Origin of the sequence: Pseudomonas sp. B13(2017), from assembly GCF_002113245.1 — a bacterium.
Lineage (GTDB): Bacteria > Pseudomonadota > Gammaproteobacteria > Pseudomonadales > Pseudomonadaceae > Aquipseudomonas > Aquipseudomonas putida_Z.
Window position 1 is genome coordinate 168,318 of sequence record NZ_NEJX01000004.1, and the last position, 18,689, is coordinate 187,006.

Sequence of the window (18,689 nt, forward strand, 5' to 3'; positions counted from 1 at the left end):
TTTTGCTTTCTTTACACATCGCTGTAAGGTCACGCGGATCGTGTAAAGCGCCTGTGCAAGGTCACGCCGGCGGCAGATCGGCGAGCGCGGCCGCCTTCACGGCGTCAAATCGGTCGAGCGGTGACCTCCAGCATTTCCTTGACCAGACCGATACGATCGAAGTCGCGATCGCGCGCCATCTCCCTCTCACCAGCTAGGAGAGATTTCTCGCCGATGTATTTACAGCGCTCGAAGCGACGGGTCATGAAGCGCGCCAACTGCTGCCTCAGATCACCTTCAGCGGTCAGCTCCTCGCCAAGCACCAGGGCATCTTCGATCGCCATGCCGGCACCTTGGCCCAGATGGGGAGTAGTGGCATGCGCGGCGTCACCAATGATCAGGACGCGACCGCGATACCAGGGTTCGTCGACGAACACGGCTTCGAGCGGTTTGTAGACCACCTGCTCATTGTCAGCAATCTGCTCACGCAACTCGGCGATCAGTCCACCCATGCCTTGCAGGCGTTGGCGCATTTCGGCAGCCAGGGAGTCGTTGGGCATCCAGGGATTACCTGGCTCATGGGAGGTGGTGAACATGTACATGAGCTCGTCGGACAGCGGTACCAGACCGGCGTTACCTGCAGGCCCCTGATAGTTGGCCAGATGATTGATCTGCGGCAGACGCGGGAAGTTGTAGCGCCATACCGCCTGGCCAGTGAATCGCGGCATGTACTTGTTGCCGAACAGCATCTCGCGCACCTTGGAGTACAGGCCGTCCGCCCCCACCACGAGGTCGTAGCGAGCCCTGGTGCCATCGGTCAGTACGACATCCACGCCGTCTTCATCCTGCTCCAGGGATTGCACAGTGGTGCCAAGGCGCACCTTGGCGCCGAGCTCGATGGTCGTCTCGCTCAGCACCTTGTGCAGGGCACGTCGAGAAATACCGACATTGGCGGGGTACTGAGGACCGGCCAGGCGCTGACCTGGGATGCGCGCCACTGGCTGACCGTCGGTGGTATAGATGGCGACGTCTTCGAAGGCATAGGCCGCATCGAGATAAGCATCGAGCAGGCCCAGGCGCGACATCTCACGCACCACATTGCTCTGCTGAATGATACCGACGCCATAAACGGTCCACTCGGATTTAAGCTCGACCAAGTCGACGCTAATACCCTTGCGGCGCAACGCGATAGCGGCGCAAAGACCACCAATTCCACCGCCGACGACCAGAACATTTTTAACTGAATTCATGGCACTTCTCGCTTCTTGTTCTTATTTGAAATGGCCGCTGGCCGTGGTGCGGTGCACCTTGACCCTCAGCTTCTGGCCAAATCAGGAATTTGACTAATCGCATGTTCGAATTCGATGTATCGTCGATCGCGATACCTCAACTCACTGCAATGCCAGCTCATCGACCGCCAGCCACCCCTCCTGCTCCCTCCAAGGTACGGCCACCAACCGCTCACCCAAGCAGGGTCCGAACACGCAAAGACCCGTGTCAGGTACGAATTGGGCGCCATGCGCATAGCAGATGACTCGAGAACCATCGGCAGACAGGAAGCGGTCCTTGCGGTAGTGCAGAGGAACATCCAGATGCGGGCAGCTGTTGCGATAGAGGTACAGGGCCCCCGCGTAACGCAGGGCAAATAGGCTATCCTTGCCACGCTGCAACGGGTCGAACCCACGCGACTGCCCCTCCACCAGTTCATCGAGCCGGCAAAGCGCTACAAACACGCTCAACCCTGCTTGGGCGGCGGACCGCCAGGGGCCCACTTCTCGCGGGAAGAGAACAGAAATAGCTGCGAGTTATCCGCAGACATCGGCGCTTGACGGGCCACCCACTCATCATCATGAGTGTCCATGTCTGCGTCGTATTCGATGTGACACCCCAGCGGGCTGTTGAAGTACCAGAACCAGTTGGAGCCGAAGAGATGACGGCCCGGCCCCCAGAAACTGGTCCAACCTTTTTCCTCGAACCGCCGACCAGCCAGAAGCACCTCGGTCCCGCTGCCCATGTGGAAGGTGAAATGCTCGCAACCGCGCATGTGCGGTGGTGTCTGGATCATGAATAGGCAGTGGTGATCGTCCATTGCTCCGGTGCGCATGAACGGACCGACCCCGACGAAGGTATCGGTGGTGACGAAGCCTAAACGGTCCCGGTAGAACGCTTCGCCTTTCGCGGCATCAGGCACGAAATACACGACGTGCGACAGCGTACGTGGCAGTGCTGGCATATCCGGCGTGATGCCTGGCTTGTTGGCCGGGCGCTGGGGAGGCGACCCGGGCGCATTGGTCAGATCGGCCTCAGCCTCGAAGGCTCGACGGCAGGTAACTTGAAACGCCAGGGCGAAGCCCAGGTCGTCGACACTACGCAAGATACCCCGGTCATCTCCCACCACAGCACGGTCACTTCCGAGCTCGTCGGCAATCGCATCAAGGTCGGCCGAAGACTCGACGCCATAGATGGTTTCGCGAAGGGAAGGCGCCGGCCCCAAGGCAGGAGGTAGGGTCGGATCGTCATGCCGACGAATGATGATGGCTGTGCCATCAAGCGCTTCAAAGCGGCCTCCTCCTTCGTTCAGCTCGACAGCGGCCAGGCCGTAGTCGCGCAGACAGTCGGCACAAGCCTGAATGTCATCGACGCCAAATACCAGCGCGTCAAGGCCAATGATTTTCATTACTACCACTCCATTGAAATTGTTTTCCCGGCGCGTTGGCGGGACGCCGGTGAGGGAGCCGGGCAGCACGCTAGAGCCACGACTTGGCGCTCACGATGGAGGAAGCCGACGATGTGGACCAATCGTGTGTAGGGATGAGACGTATCGGCAAACGCAATACATGGCGCAAGGCACATTCGCAGGCGCCATGGCTTGAGGAGTGAGCAGAAAGGGTTGACTAAACGATAGTTGGCGGCAAATGTATCTCGAAAATAAATACAACATTCCGGAAAAATGAACATGCGCTTCAACCATCTCGACCTGAACCTGCTGGTCGCTTTGGATGTGCTGCTGGAAGAGCAGAACATCACCCGCGCGGCCGAACGCCTGCACATGACTCAGTCCGCCACCAGTGGTGTTCTAGGTCGCTTGCGGACATTCTTCGAGGACGAATTACTGGTGCAAGTCGGCCGCAAGATGCAGCCTACCCCCTATGCCTTGGAACTCGCCAAACCGGTGCGCGAAGTACTCTTGACCATTCGTTCGTCCATCACCACGAAACAGGTGTTCGATCCGGTCTCAAGTAAACGGCACTTCAAGCTGATGGCGTCCGACTATCTGATCACTGTGCTGTTCTCACAGGTGATTCAGAAGATTCACGAACAGGCACCTCACATCACATTCGACATGATCGCGCCCAACGATGGCGACTTACTGGTACGTGGTGAAATCGATCTAATGATCGTCCCGGAACGCTATGTAATCGAAGGACACCCCTCGCATCTGCTGTTCGAGGAAGAGCACGTCTGCGTAGTCTGGGCGGGCAACACATTGGTGGGTGAGCAGTTGTCGCTTGAACAATACATGGAGTTGGGGCACATCTCAGTAGGCTTCGGTCGCAACCGCAGCTCGAGTATCGAAGAATGGTTCATGAACCAGTACGGTTTCAATCGTCGCCTGGAAGTGATCACTCACGACTTCAATACCGTTGCACAATTGGTGGTCGGCACCCAGCGCATCGCCACCATGCACCGTAGGCTGGCATATCTCTATGCTAAATACCTGCCACTACGCATTTTGCCCACGCCCGTGAAAATTCCGGCCATGCGTGAATTCATGCTCTGGCACCGCAGCATGGACGGAGATCCCATGCATCGATGGCTACGTGAACGCATTCACGAATTCATCAAGACGGTCGATCACGCGGCTCCAGGCATCGCAGAACGCGATACCTCGCATCCGAAGTAACGATTAGCCTACTCGGCGCGTGGGTCCTTAAGGTGACTCGGCACTACGCCTACAAGTTGGGCGTGTCAGACGAACTTAAAGGACAATAAGAATGTTCCGTTACTTCCCTACCAATTACGTCTGGGACCTTTCCGTCAACCTGGCCATCGAGATGGGCGCACGCATCGGTGAAATCGAAGAGATGTGCAAGCCGCTGGCCGAAGCTGCCAAACATCCGGATGCCGCCGGTACTGCGGCTTTTCGCGAGACGTGGGCAAAAATGGCCAACAAGCTGTGCAGCATGGCCGAGGAAGATGAAGCCGCTGGGCGCATGTTCTCAGCTGGCGAGAAATACAACCGGGCCTCGACGTACTACCTCACCTGCGAGCGCCTTCAGGCTCATGGAGCTCCTGGTCGCGAAGCGCTTTATCAGCGCGTTTTACAAACCTTCGCGCGCAGCATCGAGTTGTCCAAGGAGAACTGCGAGCGGGTAGAAATACCCTACGAGGGAGTCCATCTATCCGGCCTGCTGGTACGCGCCGAAGGTGTCACGGGGCCGGCTCCGCTGTTGGTGCAAGTCAACGGACTGGATTCGACCAAGGAAATGAAATATCGCGTCGGCCTGCCCGCCTGGCTGGCCAAGCGTGGCGTGTCTTCGTTGATCATCGATCAGCCGGGTACCGGGGAGGCGCTGCGCCTGCACCACCTGACTGCGCGATACGACAGCGAACATTGGGCTAGCCGCGTGGTGGACTGGCTGGAGACCCGCGGCGACGTCGATGCCAAGCGAATCGGCATGGAAGGCGTATCCCTCGGCGGGTACTACTGTCCGCGCGCAGTGGCGTTCGAACCACGCTTCGCCTGCGGCGTCGTATGGGGTGCCAACCACGACTGGCGCGATGTGCAAAAGCGCCGTCTAGAGAAGGAAGGTAACTTCCCGGTACCGCACTACTGGGCTCACGTGCAGTGGGTATGGGGAGCCAAGGACATGGAGGACTTCATGCGCATCGCCGAGAACGTGCACTTGGACGGCGTCCTAGATCGCATCAAGGTTCCATTCCTGGTTACCCACGGCTCGAAAGATTCGCAAATTCCAGTGAAGTGGGCCGAACGCACCTATGAGCAACTGATCAACAGCCCGAAGCGCGAGCTGAAAATTTTCGACGAGCGTACCGGTGGAGTCCAGCACTCAAGCTTCGACAACAGCATCAACGCTGGTCATTTTATAGCCGACTGGGTTGCTGAAACCCTCGGAGGTCGTCTCGCCTGAGCGCAGGATTGCCTATGTTATTCGTAGGCACTTCCTAGCTTCATTATGACGTTTGGAGGTGCCTAGGAAATCAGGGGCGATTCAGTCAGTCACGACTGACTGCAATCGACCCATTGCAGACATTGCTAAACCACCAGAGCGCGTCTTGAAAAAGCAACAAGTGGTGCCAGACAGAAAATGAAGACATCTCTTCACCTCAGTGCTGCAGGGAATACTTCAGGCGTGGTGCGCTGTTCCCATCTTGCAACGGCTTCCGGGAGCATCAGCCTTCCAGGGATGAGGCTCCTGTCGATCAAGCCAATAACTTACAAGCCCCACCCAAACTGCCACCGCGTATAGCGCAAGTACCCTTGGCGAACACCCGTCTGGGCAGATAGGATGTCTGCTCACTCAGATGACTTTGCACTTCAATGCTGCTCAATGACCAAGCCTCGCGGGTGACCTCATGACGCTCAAGTCGTCGTTTGCAAATGTACTGCGGGCAATGCGCGGCATGCGAAATATCACTCAACGGGAATTTGCCGATACCACCAGCCGCACCTACCTGTCCAAATTGGAAGCTGGTCGGTCGAGTATCACCCTCGATAAGCTGGAGCAGCTCAGCGAACGGCTGAACTTGAGCCCACTGGCAATTCTCACGTTGACCTTGAGCGAACATACTGGACAGTCAGCCAATGAGCTCATTGCGACGCTCCGAGATGAAATCAGGGACCTGGAACAAGATGGGTGCATCCCAGGTCTTCGGGCTACGCTGGGCGATGAACCTGTAATCGGTAGAGCACCTCGTGCACTTCGGCGCTCCTCCGCCAAAGCCCCAAGGGCCACGCAGGTAGGCGCGATGCAACCGGAGCTGCCCTTTTCAGACTGAGGCAGCTCGCCCCAGCTAGCGGCCGCCCAGCCGGTGCGACAAAACCGAACCCTCTACATTCCGTTTAGCGCATGCCACCGCCAGCCTAACTGGTCATTGTGAAAACCAGTTACTCAGCTGGATTTCACCATGATGCTTTCCCCCTACCCCTTACTCATCATCTGCTTGGTTGCCGTCACGGCCGCCGCTCAGGACGTGCGCGAACGCTCCGATCTTGGCCTGATGCAGCGGCAGATCGATGCCATCGCGCTGCTGGCTGATAGAGCACGCAGCAGCGCCACCGGCACCACCGGCACTGACCGAGATCGTTATCGCTTCGACTACTCCAGATTAATCGAGGACTTGGAGCGCGTGCGGCACGGCATCAACAACTACCTATCGCCCTCACGCGCGCAGCCGGCCGACCTGGTCGAACTGGCTGGTAATTATCGTGCTTACGCGCCCCACTCGAGCCCGTCCAATGAGCATGACTGACGCCCAACTCAGCGCATTCTCCGCCGTGGCCGGGTTCACCCCGCAGCTCAGCTCGGTGCTGTGGCGCTCTTCGGTATTGGTGCTCGCGTTGCTCTGGTGCACCTGGGCCCTCTGGACCGGCTACCGCGGCTGGGCGGCCGGCAACCTCAATTTTGGCGCTCTCGGCGGCAGCACGCTGCGCCTGGCCCTCGCCCTGATCGTGCTGATGTTTTTCATGCTGTCGTAACCCGGAGACCTTGCCATGAAACTCTTCCACCATTGCCACCGCTCGCTTCAATTGCTGCGGAGCACCTGTTCAAAAGCCCTGTTCGGCGGTCTGGTTTTGCTGAGTTCGACGTTCGCCAGGGCCGACCTGCCGACCATGGAAGCGCCCTCCCGGGGTGAAGGTTCAGGACTGATCGATACCATCAAGAACTACGCCTACGATGGCGGCATCCTGCTCGGCCTGTTGATCGCCACCCTCGCCTTCCTCGGCGTGGCCTGGCATTCGCTCACCGTCTACGCCGACGTGCAGAACCAGCGCAAGACCTGGAAGGACCTCGGCGCCGTAGTCGGCGTCGGCGCGCTGCTGGTGGTGGTGATCCTGTGGTTCCTCACCAAAGCCGCGACGATTCTGTGAGGTCCTCATGTTCGACACCCCTGCCACGCTGCCTGACGGCACGCTGACCTTCCTGCCGGAGCGACTTAACCGTGACCCGGCCGTCCTGCGCGGCCTCACTAACGACGAGATGTGGGTCGCCCTGATCGCCGGTGCCGCGCTGGGCGTGATCCTCGGTGCGCCGCTGGCGGTGGCCACCGCCTCCATCGCGACTTTACCCACCTGCATGTTCTTATGCATGGCGTTGGTGTTGCTCGGCGGCGGCAAGCTGCTGCGCCGGGCCAAGCGTGCCCGCCCCGAAACCTGGTTGTACCGGCGCCTGCAGTGGCACCTGGCGGTGCACTGGGGCATCGGTATCCACCAACTGATCCTCCATTCGGGGCCGTGGACCGTGCGCCGTACGCGCCGGCATAGGAGAGCCAACCCATGAGCCGCTTCCGCAACAAGGTGGATGCGCAGCAGGCGCATATTTTCAGCCTGCGCCTTGCCGTGGCAATCCTGGCGCTGCTGTGCTGCGGGCTGTGGTACGGCTGGCAGGCCGCGCCCTCCGAACTCACCATTCACGTACCACCTGATCTGCGCTCCGGCAGCACGCGCAAATGGTGGGATGTGCCCCCCGAGAACATCTACGCCTTCGCCCTGTACATCTTCGGCCAACTCAACCGCTGGCCCACCGACGGTGAGGTCGACTACCACCGCGCGATCTTTGCCCTGCAGCCCTACCTGACACCAGCCTGCAAGACGTTCTTCGACGGTGATTTCGAATACCGCAAGGCTGCCGGCGAACTGCGTGGCCGGGTGCGAGGGGTGTATGAGGTGCTGGGCCGCGGCTACAGCGACGACCCTGATCTACGTGTGAAGCAGCTGGATAAGCACAGCTGGCTGGTCAAGCTCGACCTCAACGCCGACGAATACTACGCCGCGGAGCCGGTGAAACGCGTGGTGGTGCGCTATCCGCTGCGCGTGGTGCGCCTCGACGTCGACCCTGAACGCAATAAGTGGGGCCTGGCGCTGGACTGCTACGAAGGCACACCGCAGAAGCTGACACTGCCGGGAGGTGCGTGATGATGCGTGTCTTGATCCTAATTCTGGTGATGGCCAGCGGCTGGTGTTCAGCGGTCGGCGCCGTCGAGGTCAAATACTGGGAACGCTTGCCCTTGGCCGTTCCGCTCACGGTGGGCCAGGAGCGGGTCCTGATGCTCGATGAAGACGTTCGCGTTGGACTGCCCAGCGCGATCGCCAGCAAGCTCCGCGTACAGTCCGTCGCGGGTACGGTGTACCTGCGCGCCGCCGAAACGCTCCCTCCTACCCGGCTGCAGCTGCAGTCGGTAAAAACGGGCGACATCATCCTGATCGATATCGAGGCGTTTGAGGGCAGCGAGGCGCTGGAACCGGTCAAGATCGTGGCCCAGGCTCAGTCGCCAGACATGGAAGTCGCGAAGGATGCCGCACCTGCGGCGACGCCGATCCCGGTGGTGCTTACCCGGTATGCTGCGCAGAACCTCTATGCGCCTCTGCGTACCGTGGCGCCATTGCCCGGTGTACGGCGTGTACCGCTGAGCGACTCCATCGCGTTCAGCACCTTGCTGCCGACCGAACGGGTTTCGATCAAGGCGCTTGCAGCGTGGCGGCTGGGCGGCTACTGGGTAACGGCGGTAAAGATCGTGAATCGCGGGCCCGGCAAGGTCGCGCTAGACCCGCGTCACCTGCAGGCCACGCTGTACGCCGCGACGTTTCAGCACGCAGACCTTGGTCTCGCGGGCACGCCTGAAGACACCACCGTGGCCTACCTCGTCACCCGCGGCGGTGACCTGAAGCACGCGCTGCTGTTGCCCCCGCCAAAACCGGAGGCTGCCGATCATGAAAGCTAACAGCCTGCTGAAGTGGTTGGTACCCGGGGTCCTGCTGGGCATCGTGCTGATCATCTTCAAATCTTGGATGGCTGCTCCGGACGGCCAGCCCGCTCATGATCCAGACAAGACCACGCTCAGCGCGGAACAGGCCAAGGCCCTGGGCATCGCGGGCGACACCCCACGCGACACCGTAGCGACGCTGATCGGCCAGGTCAAAGCGATGCGCAGTGAGATGCAGACGCTGAAGAAAGGCAACGATGCGCTGCAGACCGAGAACAACCGGCTGCGCTCGCGCGAAGGCAATATCGACACGCGCATCCAGAGCACCTTGAGAAGCGTCACCCAGCAGGTCACCGAGCAGCGCCAGCAGGCCAATGATGCCCGGCAGAAGGCCGAACAGCAGCAACGCGAAACCCAGGGCCTGCTGTCCAGGCTCAAGGACCAACTCACCAACAAGCCGGCCGCGAAGTCGGATCTCCCCGCAGGCTTTGGCCTTGAGCCGGGCGACGAGCAACAGTTTTCGGCTGCGCAATCGGCGGCCGACGCAGTGCAATGGATCGAACCGTCGAATGCACGCGCCGGCCAAGAGGACACCGGCACAGCCGACGGGCCGCTGTCGTCGTTGACCTCGAGGTTCAAGGATCTGCATGGTCTGGATAACAACGCCATCGACCGCGGCCAGGACCGCTTGCGTGCCGTCGCGAAAGGCGAACGTGACCTGGGGAACGCCCAGGGCCGTACCGAAGGCGCCAGGCCCGTCTACACCATCCCCGAGAACTCGACGTTGATCGGTTCGATAGCGATGACCGCGCTGATTGGCCGAGTACCGGTGGACGGCACGGTGAACGATCCCTATCCGTTCAAGGTGCTGGTGGGGCCCGACAACCTCACCGCAAACGGCATCGACCTGCCGGACGTGGTCGGCGCGGTCATGAGCGGCACCGCTACCGGCGACTGGACGCTGTCCTGCGTGCGCGGCCAGGTCGAATCGATCACCTTTGTCTTCAACGACGGTACTGTCCGCACAGTGCCGCAGCCGCAGAAGGTCGTCAGCCGCAATCGCAGCAGCAACCAGACCTCGGGCACCGAGAAGATCCGTGGTGGCGTGGGCTACATCTCCGACCCTTACGGCATTCCCTGCATTTCCGGCGAGCGCCGCTCCAACGCCCAGCAATACCTGGGCAGCCAGAGCCTGATCACCGCGGCCGGCGCCGGCTTCGCCGCGGCCTTGGGCAGCGAGCAGACCAACACCTCGTTCATCAATTCGTCCAGCGGCAGCCTGGGTTTGACCCAGAACAGTGGCAACAGCGCGCTGAATTCGGTGATCAGCGGTGGCATCGGCGACATCCGTGAGTGGATCAACAAGCTCTACGGCGAAGCCTTCGCCGCGATCTACGTACCGCCCGGGGCCAAAGTGGCCCTGCACCTGGACCACGAAATCAACATCGACTACGAACCCAAAGGCCGGAGAGTGAACCATGAAAGCCCATCCGTCTCGGTATTGGATCTGGATTAGCCTGCTGCTCGGCCTGCACCTGGCCGGCTGCTCCACCGGCAAGGAGGAAATGCTGCCCCACGGAGATCAAACCATGCTGGACATCTGGAACGGCGGTGGCTCCGTCGGTTCCCAGGAGCAGTTGCAGGAAGCGCGTGGCGAACTGCGCCGTCCTGTGCTCGACCCTGAGCGCCTGATAGGCAACCAAAGCGCTTACACGCGAACGGCTGCCAACGAAATCCGCGCCCAGTTCCCGCGCCTGCCCAATCCGGACCTGGTCATGTACGTGTACCCGCACTTGGCCGGTACCCAGCAGGCACCGGTACCTGGCTACTCCACGGTGTTCTCGCTGTACGAGAAGGTCCAGTACGCGCTGCCCGGCGAACGCCTGGACGATCTGTGATGGCCGATGACGCAAGTCGCGACCCGCCACGCTGGAAGCCCTGGCGCGCGGCACAGGGCCGGCGCGCGACGCTTGCCGACGAGGCCGCACAGTATGCGCACAATCCCAGCTTTGCCGATCACTTGCCCTGGGTCGAGTACCTCGATGACGAGCAGTGTTTTCTGCTCGACGACAACCGCTCGGTGGGCGCGGTGTTCGAGCTGCAGCCGATCGGGACCGAGGGCCGTGAGCCCGAGTGGCTGATGGCGGCCCGCGACGCCCTGGAAGATGCGCTGCAGGACAGCTTCGACGAGCTGGACCAGACGCCCTGGGTGGTGCAGTTCTTCTGCCAGGACGACAGTGACTTTGCTCCGTACCTCGAACGCCTGGAGCGCTATATCGCGCCGAGGTCTCGCGGCACACCGTTTACCCAAGCCTTCCTCGCTTCGATGCAGCGTCACCTCGACGCCATCGCTAAACCTGGGGGGCTGTTCGACGACCATGTCGTGTCCCACCTGCCCTGGCGCGGCAGCAATCGGCGGATTCGCCTGGTGGTCTACCGCTGGCTCGGAGACCAGGGGGACGAAGACGGGCAGAGCCCGACTCAGCTGCTGAGCCGCACCTGCGACCGCCTGGTCGCCTCGCTGCAGGCCTGCGGGGTCAGCCCTAGACGATTGACCGGACGCGACTTCTACGCCTGGTTGCTGCCCTGGTTCAACCCGTCCCCTGCTCTCACCGGCGAATCCCCCGCGGCGTTCTATCGACGGGTGCCCTATCCGGAGACGGACGACGGCCAGGAGCTGCCGCTGCCGTTCGACCACGATTTCGCCGAGCGGCTGTTTTTCCAGGAACCGCGCTCCGATAGCGAACAGGGCCTCTGGTACTTCGATCAACAACCTCATACGGTGATGGTGGTCGACAAGCTGCGCAGGCCACCGCATATCGGCCAGCTGACCGGCGAAACGCGAAAGGGCGAAGCCTTGAACGCCTTGTTCGATCAATTACCCGAGCAGGCGGTGATGAGCCTGACCCTAGTGATCACTCCCCAGGATGTGCTCGAGGAGCAGCTCAACCGCCTAGCACGTAAAGCCATCGGCGAGAACCTCGCCTCAACCCAAACCCGCCAAGACGTGGAAGAAGCCCGCGCGTTGATTGGGCGCCAGCACAAGCTGTACCGCGGCACCTTGGCGTTGTACCTGCGCGGTGCGGATGAGCAGCAACTGCGCCAGCGCTCGGTCCAGGCTGCCAACGTGCTGCTCGGCGCCGGCCTGCATCCGGTGCGCGAGGGCGATGAAGTGGCGGCGTGCAACAGCTACCTGCGCTGGTTACCGATGATCTACAACCCGGTCCGAGACACGCGCAACTGGTACACCCGGCTGTTGTTCGCCCAGCATGTTGCCAACCTGTTGCCGCTCTGGGGTCGCAGCATCGGTACCGGCAATCCGGGCATCACCTTCTTCAACCGCGGCGGTGCACCGCTGTCGTTTGACCCATTGTCACGTTTCGACCGTTCGATGAATGGCCACCTGCTGTTGTTCGGGCCGACCGGCGCTGGCAAGTCAGCCACCCTGGTCTCTATCCTGATGCAGGTCATGGCCGTGTACCGGCCGCGGCTGTTCATTGTCGAAGCGGGCAACTCCTTTGGCCTGCAGGGCGACTACTTCGCCACACTCGGTTTGTCCGTCAACAAGGTGCAGCTCAAACCAGGCAGTGATGTCAGCCTGGCGCCGTTCGCCCATGCCCGGCGGCTGATCGAGCACCCGGATCAGGTGGCCAGCCTGTCGACCGAAGACCTGGATGAAACTGCGCCGGACAGTGATGAGCAGCGCGATGTGCTGGGCGAATTGGAGATCACCGCCCGGCTGATGATCACCGGTGGTGAAGCCAAGGAAGAGGCACGCCTGACCCGCGCGGATCGCAGCCTGATCCGCGAGTGCATCCTTGATGCCGCCCAGCACTGTGCAGCGACCGAACAACAGGTGCTGACCCGTCATGTCCGCGATGCCCTGCGCCAGGTCGCCAGCGACGCCCATTTGCCTGACAAACGCCGGGAACGCGCCCAGGAGATGGCCGAGTCCATCGACCTGTTCTGCCAGGGCTTCGAGGGCGCCCTGTTTGACCGGCCCGGCACCCCCTGGCCAGAGAGCGATGTGACGATAGTCGACCTCGCCACCTACGCCCGTGAGGGTTACGAGGCGCAGATGTCGATCAGCTACATCAGCCTGATGAACACGGTGAACAACCTGGCCGAGCGCGACCAGTACCTCGGGCGTCCGATCATCATGGTCACAGACGAAGGCCACATCATCACCAAGAATCCGCTACTCGCCCCCTTTGTAGTCAAGGGAACGAAGATGTGGCGCAAGCTGGGTGCCTGGTTCTGGCTGGCCACGCAGAACCTGGCCGACTTCCCCGACTCGGCGCAGACCATGCTCAACATGATCGAGTGGTGGATCTGCCTGAACATGCCGCCGGCGGAAATCGAGGAAATCGCCCGCTTCAAGAAACTGACGCCGGCGCAAAAGGCGCTGCTGCTCTCCGCGAGCAAAGCCTCAGGCAAATACACCGAGGGCGTGGTTCTGTCGAAGAACCTGGAGACGCTGTTCCGCGCGGTGCCGCCGAGCCTGTACCTCGCACTGGCCATGACCGAGCCCGAGGAAAAAGCCCAACGCTGGCGACTGATGGAGGAGCACCAGCAGTCCGAGCTGGAGGCCGCCCTGCAGGTCGCAGCGGAGATCGATTACCTGCGTGAGATGGTGTGACCGATACCGCCAGGACTGTTCGCAAGCCCTTAGTTCAGCAAAAAATCGGCAAGAGCACATTTGTACTCTTTCGGTAATCTGCCTGACTAGCTCTGCCAGATCAGCCGCCAGACGAAATCGATAAACCCGGGCTCAGTTTGTTTCCCGTCCTCCAGTGCCGGATCCGGGATGCTGAAACTTGGCGCATGGATGCACACCGCTGCCACCTGCCGAGCGTTGCCCATGAACCTGACCGCCTCTACCGCCTGCAGATCACCGAAGCCCAGCAAGACCGGCCGAAGTCGTGCGCTCACTGCGGCGGTTCTGCTCATCGCCGCCGAGCAGTGCCTGGCACTGACCACCCCGACCATCATCGCCTCCGTCACTTCGCTGCAGTGCCTGGAGTACCGGGTCGTCGGGATCTGCTACTGGCTGCTGTGCACGCCGTTCGGCTGCACGGTGCGCACCTCGCCGAAGGTCCGGCACTTCATTCCCGAGCTGGTGGTGTCGAGTTACGCCGATACCGGCGGCAATCCTTGGAGCGAGATGTCGGCACTGTCGACGCCGACGCCAGCATCACAAGGCGGTGGCAACCTGATCACGCCTTCGCCGCAACGCGATAACCTGCCACGGTTCAAGAATGTCGATGGCGTCGGGCACCCTGGCGGAGCTGCACTTACCGCCCTGGCGCACACGTTCGGCTATGCGTGCCCAAGCGGTGCCGTGCCGTTTGCACCCTACTACCTCAGTACCCTCGACCCGCTGGCGTGGCGCCAGGCCATTCCCGAATCCGTCTACCCGCAGGTACTGGTGCCGGGAATGCGCGAGATCGGCAACCAGGCACTCGGCGACATGTGGGGTAGCGTCTACCCACGCCACGGATTTCTGGTGCAGCCCGACGACTTCAAGGCGGCTGCCGTGATGGCTCAGCGTGCCAGTGACTTCATCACCCGCGCTGGCCAGCCGCATGTTTATCGGCCGCTGCAGCCGATGCCCGCTCCCGGCTACTGGCCGCCGCAGCCGGTGATTGAGAACAACGTCAACAACCACCGCTGGCAAATGCTCGCGCCGGTGATCCAAAGCACCTGCGCCATCTTCCCCAGCCCAACGATCCAGAGCGCCGACGGCGCCTATGCCTGGTCGCTGTGGCGACCCTACCGCTGCTGCCAGCGCATGGGCCAGACATTCCTGTTCAGCATCGATTTTGACGGAGGCCAATGATGAAGACCTTCTCGCTCGGTCTGCTGTGCTTCCTCGTCTATGCCGTGGGCCACGCCGCCGAGAACGGCTACCACCTGGGTGACCAGGCACCGGTCCTGGATGACCGGGTGATGTACACCATCGGCGGTGGTTCGGCGGCAGGAGCTCCCTCCTCACTTTACCGACCCAATGGCCTTGGCGTGGGCATGTCATGGCGCGCCAACATGATGTGCGGAAACATGAACCTCTCGAACACCCTGCAGAACCAGCTCAATGGCGCCACGCAGGGTTTCCAGCAGATCATGGGCAACGTCATCCAGAACGCCACACAGGCAGTGATGTCGCTGCCGGCGATGATCATCCAGCGCGCCAACCCCGGGCTGTATGAGCTGCTGAGCAATGGTGTTCTGCAGGGACGGATCGACTTCGACCGATCCAAGCTCACCTGCCAGGCAATGGCGGCGAAGATGGCCGACAAGGTCGACCAGGCCGGCTGGGGCGCGCTGGCGCAGAACCAGGAAATGCAGCACAACCTCGAGCAGTCCGGCGGTGATGCCGTAACGGCGGTGAGGGACACCGAATCCAATAACGGCAACAACGGCGTCAGTTGGGTCGGTGGGCAGAAAGCCGGAGGCAACGGCCAGCAACCCATCCGGGTGACGTCGGACGTCGTCAAAGCCGGCTACAACCTGCTGCACAACCGGGCGGTCGAGGATACCTCGGCCCTTGGTTCGGGTTGCCAGAATGGCGCCATCTGCCAAGCCTGGTCGAGTCCTGAGGAGGCATCCGAGTGGGCGACGCGTGTGCTCGGGGAAACCGAGGTGCAGACCTGCGACGACTGCGAGACGCTGCGAGTAACTGCCGGTACCGGCCTGTCGCCGCTGATCCAGGAGATCTACACGGAAAACCTTGAAGGCTTGCAACGCATGGTATCGGGTGCCAAGCAGCCGACACCAGAGAACCTGGGCAAAGTCTCTAGCCCGTTGCTGCAGGTCTCCCGCAGTGTCATCGAGGGGCTGCGCGACGACCCCGACCAGAACCTGCTGGCCCGGCGCCTGGCCAGCGAAACCGCACTATCGAGCGTGATCTACAAGGCGATGCTGCTGCAGCGCACGCTGTTTGCCGGCAGCCATGAGCCTAACGTGGCCTCAGCACAGCCCGCCACCAGCGCCCTCAATGGCAACGTCGAAACGCTGGAGCGCGAGATCCGCCTGCTGCAAACCGAGCTACAGGTACGCCAGTCGCTGGCCACCAACACCGCCAGCCTGGTCCTCGATCGCCACGCCGGCGGCGCCGATGCCTCGCGCAACATCGATCAGCGTGATCCGGAGCCGGACCGTTTGCGCCGAGCCGAACAGGAGAGGAGCACGCCATGATCTTGATTTCGGTGAAATCCACGCTCGCACGTGTGCTGATGATCCTCGGCGCCATGTTAGGGATGTTGTTGATGGCTTGGATGGCGCTGCACCTGTCCGTGGCCCAGTTGAATTGGCTCGAACCTGCGCGAGGGACAACGCCCTACTTCGTGTGTTGGCGTGCGCTCTTGTACACCCTGATTTTTACCGGGTGGGCCGCAGCGTTGCGCAGGCGGCCCACGCCTGCAGATCAACAACGGCTGAAGCGCCTGGGATTGATCGGCTTCAGCTCGATCATCTTGGTCGAACTGTCTCGCGTGTGAGGTGCAACCATGAACATGAGCACCAACAGCTACCTCGAGTATTACCTTTCGCTGCTGGCCTGGATCATCAATAACGGCATCTGGAACACGCTGGCGGACACCGGGCTGTTCGCCGCTCCGTTCGGCGCGATCATCCTGCAGGAATGGCTGTCGGCCCGCCAACAGGGTGCCGACGAGGGCAACAAGGGGTTGTTGTCGATCCCCCGTGTCGAGAACCGGCTGTGGATGAGCTACGTGGTCATATTGTTTGGCTGCATGCCGTTCTTTCCGCTCAACCTGTCCTCCGTAAGCTTTGACGATGCTGCGAGCCAGCGCTGTGGCGTCTCCATGGCCAAACCTGCGGAAACGGCTTGGGGCACGACCTTCAACACCATCGGCGAGAAGTCAGCGAACGTGCCGGTGTGGTGGTTCCTGGTGCATGCCATGAGCAAGGGCATCACCGCCGCCGCGACCGCATCGATCCCCTGCGCACCTGACATCCGTGCGATGCGCATGGAGATCGACAGCTCACGAATCAACGACCAGGTGCTGCTGCAGGAGGTCGCCGATTTCACCCGGGACTGCTACGGCTTTTCGCGCTCACGGCTGTTTACCAATCGACCCGAACTCGACGAAGCGCAGAGCTATGACGCGTCCTGGATCGGCTCGACCTACCTGCTCAACACACCGGGCTACTACGATACCGATCGCTCGCGAATGCCCAGGGTCGATTGGCCATACGACGAGACGAGAGATACCTCCCTGCCCCAGCTCGACAACGGTGCTGGTTATCCCACCTGCAAGCAGTGGTGGAGCGATGGCACGGTCGGCTTACGTGATCGCCTGGTGGCCAAGGTCGATCCGTCGTTGCTGTCGCAGCTGCGAGGCTGGCTGACCGGGCGCACTTCTACTGAGATTGAAGACGCCACCCTGCGCGAATTGGTAAGCCCACGGCAGCAATCGTTGAGCATGGCACCCGGGCAGGTATTCCAGGACTACGGCAGCAGTGCCCGGGGCGGTTCACTGACGCAAGGGCTTAACAACCTGGCCACCAACACCGGCCTGGCCCTGGGCTCGTTCAGCAATTTCCCGGCGATGAATGCCTTGCGTGCAGCCTTACCGATGGTTCAGGCATTCCTGATCATGGGCACGATCATCAGCTTGCCACTGGTGCTGCTGATCAGCACCTACCAACTCAAGGCGCTCATGACCATCACGTTTGCGCTGTTCACCCTGCACATGCTGACGTTCTGGTGGGAGCTCGCGCGCTGGATCGATTCGAGCATGCTCGAAACCCTGTACAACCAGGTCTCTGCCACAGACCAAGCGTTGTTGTCGTTACCAACAGCAGGACTCATGGATGGGACGGTTACCGCGCAGGTGATCGAATATGTGATGGGCGCGATGTTTGTGCTGTTGCCAATGCTTTTCATCGGAGCTATGAGTTGGGCAGGCTACAACGTAGGGAGCGGCATCCAAACCCTCCTCACCAGAGGGACAGAGGCTGCCCAGACACAAGCCGGAAAAGGTTCATCACACCTCATGACTGGAGTTCAGAAAATGAAGTAGGGGCTCATCTGAGCGAGCCAAATTCGTCATACAGCTCTGGGTACTTGTGCTGATGCTGCGGATGACTGACTTCATGCACCCCGGGTTCATCATCACAAGATTCAGAAATGGGCAGTGCGGCTAAGGCCCATATCGCAATCATCCCAATCGCCAGGAACAACGCAACGGATGCAACGGCAAGCACCAGCACCAATTTGATAATATGGATGCCTACCTTTCGATACTGGAACGGTACAAAAGCCAACAAAGAAGATCGCAGAATGCGGGTTTCGAGCTGATTTGCCACGCGCCCTGTGCGAGCAGCAGCGCGAATTAAATGCCTGCCAAGAGTAGTATGACCGGCAATCGAAGAGGCTTGATGAGTCATTCAACACCACCCTTCTCTACTCATTATGACGAGCTAGAGAGAATTTGGATCCAAGCTAAAGCTTACTCCTCTTCCGCCGATTTCAATGACCGCTGATCGCCTAGTTTAGTAGTGGTGATCATTGGTGGCACTCCCCGGACTCACATCGCTTTGACTCACATAAGACGCCCTTGACGCTCCGCTGAGCCGCTTGTTAAACGAACTTTGCAAACGCTGGTTTTCCAGCACCCAGGTAGCCATAACCTTCGAGGCTACGTCACACATGTGATGGTTGTCCCCAAATGCGATTCGCGTTCGGCAGCTCGCATGGTCACCGTTCCCGCGGTGATGAACGCCCTCTAAATCCCCAGGCT

General features: G+C 60.9%; 20 protein-coding genes. 16 read left to right on the top strand and 4 right to left on the bottom strand.

The genetic code is table 11. The features are described from left to right. Positions 1 to 104: 104 nt before the first annotated feature. The 3 genes from CAG44_RS07925 to CAG44_RS07935 form a co-directional block, all read right to left on the bottom strand. Complete coding sequence (locus tag CAG44_RS07925; protein ID WP_085663824.1) at positions 105 to 1,229, bottom strand: FAD-dependent oxidoreductase; 1,125 nt, start codon at positions 1,227 to 1,229, stop codon at positions 105 to 107. A gap of 141 nt (positions 1,230 to 1,370) precedes the next feature. Continuing rightward, entirely contained in the window at positions 1,371 to 1,712 is a 342-nt protein-coding gene (locus CAG44_RS07930) for a Rieske 2Fe-2S domain-containing protein (RefSeq protein ID WP_139832737.1), read from the bottom strand. 2 nt (positions 1,713 to 1,714) lie between these two features. Further along, on the bottom strand, positions 1,715 to 2,656 hold the full coding sequence (locus CAG44_RS07935) for a VOC family protein (RefSeq protein ID WP_085663826.1): 942 nt from the start codon (positions 2,654 to 2,656) through the stop codon (positions 1,715 to 1,717). A gap of 279 nt (positions 2,657 to 2,935) precedes the next feature. On the opposite strand from CAG44_RS07935, the gene CAG44_RS07940 reads away from it, so the two are divergent. The 16 genes from CAG44_RS07940 to CAG44_RS08015 all read left to right on the top strand — a co-directional run bounded on the left by CAG44_RS07940 (position 2,936) and on the right by CAG44_RS08015 (position 17,969). After that, positions 2,936 to 3,883 (top strand): LysR family transcriptional regulator, encoded by a 948-nt coding sequence (locus CAG44_RS07940; RefSeq protein WP_085663827.1) that lies wholly within the window; start codon positions 2,936 to 2,938, stop codon positions 3,881 to 3,883. Positions 3,884 to 3,974: 91 nt separating this feature from the next. Further along, the gene (locus tag CAG44_RS07945) at positions 3,975 to 5,132 is read left to right on the top strand and encodes a S9 family peptidase (RefSeq protein WP_085663828.1); all 1,158 of its coding nucleotides are present in this window, start codon (positions 3,975 to 3,977) and stop codon (positions 5,130 to 5,132) included. 445 nt (positions 5,133 to 5,577) lie between these two features. Beyond that, positions 5,578 to 6,000, top strand: a complete 423-nt coding sequence (locus CAG44_RS07950; protein WP_085663829.1) for a helix-turn-helix domain-containing protein — start codon at positions 5,578 to 5,580, stop codon at positions 5,998 to 6,000. Between the two features lie 129 nt (positions 6,001 to 6,129). Then, positions 6,130 to 6,474, top strand: coding sequence for an RAQPRD family integrative conjugative element protein (locus CAG44_RS07955; RefSeq protein ID WP_085663830.1), 345 nt, complete (start codon positions 6,130 to 6,132; stop codon positions 6,472 to 6,474). Beyond that, positions 6,461 to 6,700 carry a TIGR03758 family integrating conjugative element protein gene (locus CAG44_RS07960; RefSeq protein WP_041167230.1) on the top strand — a complete coding sequence of 80 codons (240 nt, stop codon included), beginning with the start codon at positions 6,461 to 6,463 and terminating at the stop codon, positions 6,698 to 6,700. The genes CAG44_RS07955 and CAG44_RS07960 overlap by 14 nt, the downstream gene beginning before the upstream one ends. Positions 6,701 to 6,715: 15 nt before the next feature. Beyond that, on the top strand, positions 6,716 to 7,093 hold the full coding sequence (locus CAG44_RS07965; protein ID WP_085663831.1) for a TIGR03745 family integrating conjugative element membrane protein: 378 nt from the start codon (positions 6,716 to 6,718) through the stop codon (positions 7,091 to 7,093). A 7-nt stretch (positions 7,094 to 7,100) separates the two neighbouring features. Further along, complete coding sequence (locus CAG44_RS07970) at positions 7,101 to 7,502, top strand: TIGR03750 family conjugal transfer protein (protein ID WP_085663832.1); 402 nt, start codon at positions 7,101 to 7,103, stop codon at positions 7,500 to 7,502. Continuing rightward, positions 7,499 to 8,137 carry a PFL_4703 family integrating conjugative element protein gene (locus CAG44_RS07975; protein WP_085663833.1) on the top strand — a complete coding sequence of 213 codons (639 nt, stop codon included), beginning with the start codon at positions 7,499 to 7,501 and terminating at the stop codon, positions 8,135 to 8,137. Before CAG44_RS07970 ends, CAG44_RS07975 begins: the two co-directional genes overlap by 4 nt. Beyond that, entirely contained in the window at positions 8,137 to 8,943 is an 807-nt protein-coding gene (locus tag CAG44_RS07980; RefSeq protein WP_085663834.1) for a TIGR03749 family integrating conjugative element protein, read from the top strand. The genes CAG44_RS07975 and CAG44_RS07980 overlap by 1 nt, the downstream gene beginning before the upstream one ends. Next, positions 8,933 to 10,441 carry a TIGR03752 family integrating conjugative element protein gene (locus tag CAG44_RS07985; RefSeq protein ID WP_085663835.1) on the top strand — a complete coding sequence of 503 codons (1,509 nt, stop codon included), beginning with the start codon at positions 8,933 to 8,935 and terminating at the stop codon, positions 10,439 to 10,441. The genes CAG44_RS07980 and CAG44_RS07985 overlap by 11 nt, the downstream gene beginning before the upstream one ends. After that, positions 10,404 to 10,823, top strand: coding sequence for a TIGR03751 family conjugal transfer lipoprotein (locus CAG44_RS07990; protein ID WP_085663836.1), 420 nt, complete (start codon positions 10,404 to 10,406; stop codon positions 10,821 to 10,823). Before CAG44_RS07985 ends, CAG44_RS07990 begins: the two co-directional genes overlap by 38 nt. Continuing rightward, a complete protein-coding gene (locus CAG44_RS07995) occupies positions 10,823 to 13,564 on the top strand; it encodes a conjugative transfer ATPase (RefSeq protein WP_085663837.1) in 2,742 nt (913 codons plus the stop codon). Before CAG44_RS07990 ends, CAG44_RS07995 begins: the two co-directional genes overlap by 1 nt. Before the next feature lie 222 nt (positions 13,565 to 13,786). Next, complete coding sequence (locus CAG44_RS08000; RefSeq protein ID WP_085663838.1) at positions 13,787 to 14,764, top strand: TIGR03756 family integrating conjugative element protein; 978 nt, start codon at positions 13,787 to 13,789, stop codon at positions 14,762 to 14,764. Beyond that, a complete protein-coding gene (locus tag CAG44_RS08005; protein WP_085663839.1) occupies positions 14,764 to 16,119 on the top strand; it encodes an integrating conjugative element protein in 1,356 nt (451 codons plus the stop codon). Before CAG44_RS08000 ends, CAG44_RS08005 begins: the two co-directional genes overlap by 1 nt. Next, positions 16,116 to 16,421, top strand: a complete 306-nt coding sequence (locus CAG44_RS08010) for a hypothetical protein (protein ID WP_085663840.1) — start codon at positions 16,116 to 16,118, stop codon at positions 16,419 to 16,421. The genes CAG44_RS08005 and CAG44_RS08010 overlap by 4 nt, the downstream gene beginning before the upstream one ends. A gap of 9 nt (positions 16,422 to 16,430) precedes the next feature. Then, positions 16,431 to 17,969 (top strand): conjugal transfer protein TraG N-terminal domain-containing protein, encoded by a 1,539-nt coding sequence (locus CAG44_RS08015; protein WP_085663841.1) that lies wholly within the window; start codon positions 16,431 to 16,433, stop codon positions 17,967 to 17,969. A 4-nt stretch (positions 17,970 to 17,973) separates the two neighbouring features. Here CAG44_RS08015 and CAG44_RS08020 read toward each other — a convergent pair whose 3' ends face one another. Continuing rightward, complete coding sequence (locus tag CAG44_RS08020) at positions 17,974 to 18,336, bottom strand: hypothetical protein (RefSeq protein WP_085663842.1); 363 nt, start codon at positions 18,334 to 18,336, stop codon at positions 17,974 to 17,976. Positions 18,337 to 18,689: the final 353 nt, after the last annotated feature.

Coding starts and splice junctions, on each gene's coding strand:
- CAG44_RS07995 (WP_085663837.1), top strand. CDS start 10,823: ATGGCCGATGACGCAAGTCGCGACCCGCCACGCTGGAAGCCCTGGCGC.
- CAG44_RS07980 (WP_085663834.1), top strand. CDS start 8,137: ATGATGCGTGTCTTGATCCTAATTCTGGTGATGGCCAGCGGCTGGTGT.
- CAG44_RS07945 (WP_085663828.1), top strand. CDS start 3,975: ATGTTCCGTTACTTCCCTACCAATTACGTCTGGGACCTTTCCGTCAAC.
- CAG44_RS07925 (WP_085663824.1), bottom strand. CDS start 1,229: ATGAATTCAGTTAAAAATGTTCTGGTCGTCGGCGGTGGAATTGGTGGT.
- CAG44_RS08000 (WP_085663838.1), top strand. CDS start 13,787: ATGAACCTGACCGCCTCTACCGCCTGCAGATCACCGAAGCCCAGCAAG.
- CAG44_RS07940 (WP_085663827.1), top strand. CDS start 2,936: ATGCGCTTCAACCATCTCGACCTGAACCTGCTGGTCGCTTTGGATGTG.
- CAG44_RS07950 (WP_085663829.1), top strand. CDS start 5,578: ATGACGCTCAAGTCGTCGTTTGCAAATGTACTGCGGGCAATGCGCGGC.
- CAG44_RS07960 (WP_041167230.1), top strand. CDS start 6,461: ATGAGCATGACTGACGCCCAACTCAGCGCATTCTCCGCCGTGGCCGGG.
- CAG44_RS08010 (WP_085663840.1), top strand. CDS start 16,116: ATGATCTTGATTTCGGTGAAATCCACGCTCGCACGTGTGCTGATGATC.
- CAG44_RS08005 (WP_085663839.1), top strand. CDS start 14,764: ATGAAGACCTTCTCGCTCGGTCTGCTGTGCTTCCTCGTCTATGCCGTG.
- CAG44_RS07955 (WP_085663830.1), top strand. CDS start 6,130: ATGATGCTTTCCCCCTACCCCTTACTCATCATCTGCTTGGTTGCCGTC.
- CAG44_RS07975 (WP_085663833.1), top strand. CDS start 7,499: ATGAGCCGCTTCCGCAACAAGGTGGATGCGCAGCAGGCGCATATTTTC.
- CAG44_RS08015 (WP_085663841.1), top strand. CDS start 16,431: ATGAACATGAGCACCAACAGCTACCTCGAGTATTACCTTTCGCTGCTG.
- CAG44_RS08020 (WP_085663842.1), bottom strand. CDS start 18,336: ATGACTCATCAAGCCTCTTCGATTGCCGGTCATACTACTCTTGGCAGG.
- CAG44_RS07990 (WP_085663836.1), top strand. CDS start 10,404: ATGAAAGCCCATCCGTCTCGGTATTGGATCTGGATTAGCCTGCTGCTC.
- CAG44_RS07935 (WP_085663826.1), bottom strand. CDS start 2,656: ATGAAAATCATTGGCCTTGACGCGCTGGTATTTGGCGTCGATGACATT.
- CAG44_RS07970 (WP_085663832.1), top strand. CDS start 7,101: ATGTTCGACACCCCTGCCACGCTGCCTGACGGCACGCTGACCTTCCTG.
- CAG44_RS07965 (WP_085663831.1), top strand. CDS start 6,716: ATGAAACTCTTCCACCATTGCCACCGCTCGCTTCAATTGCTGCGGAGC.
- CAG44_RS07985 (WP_085663835.1), top strand. CDS start 8,933: ATGAAAGCTAACAGCCTGCTGAAGTGGTTGGTACCCGGGGTCCTGCTG.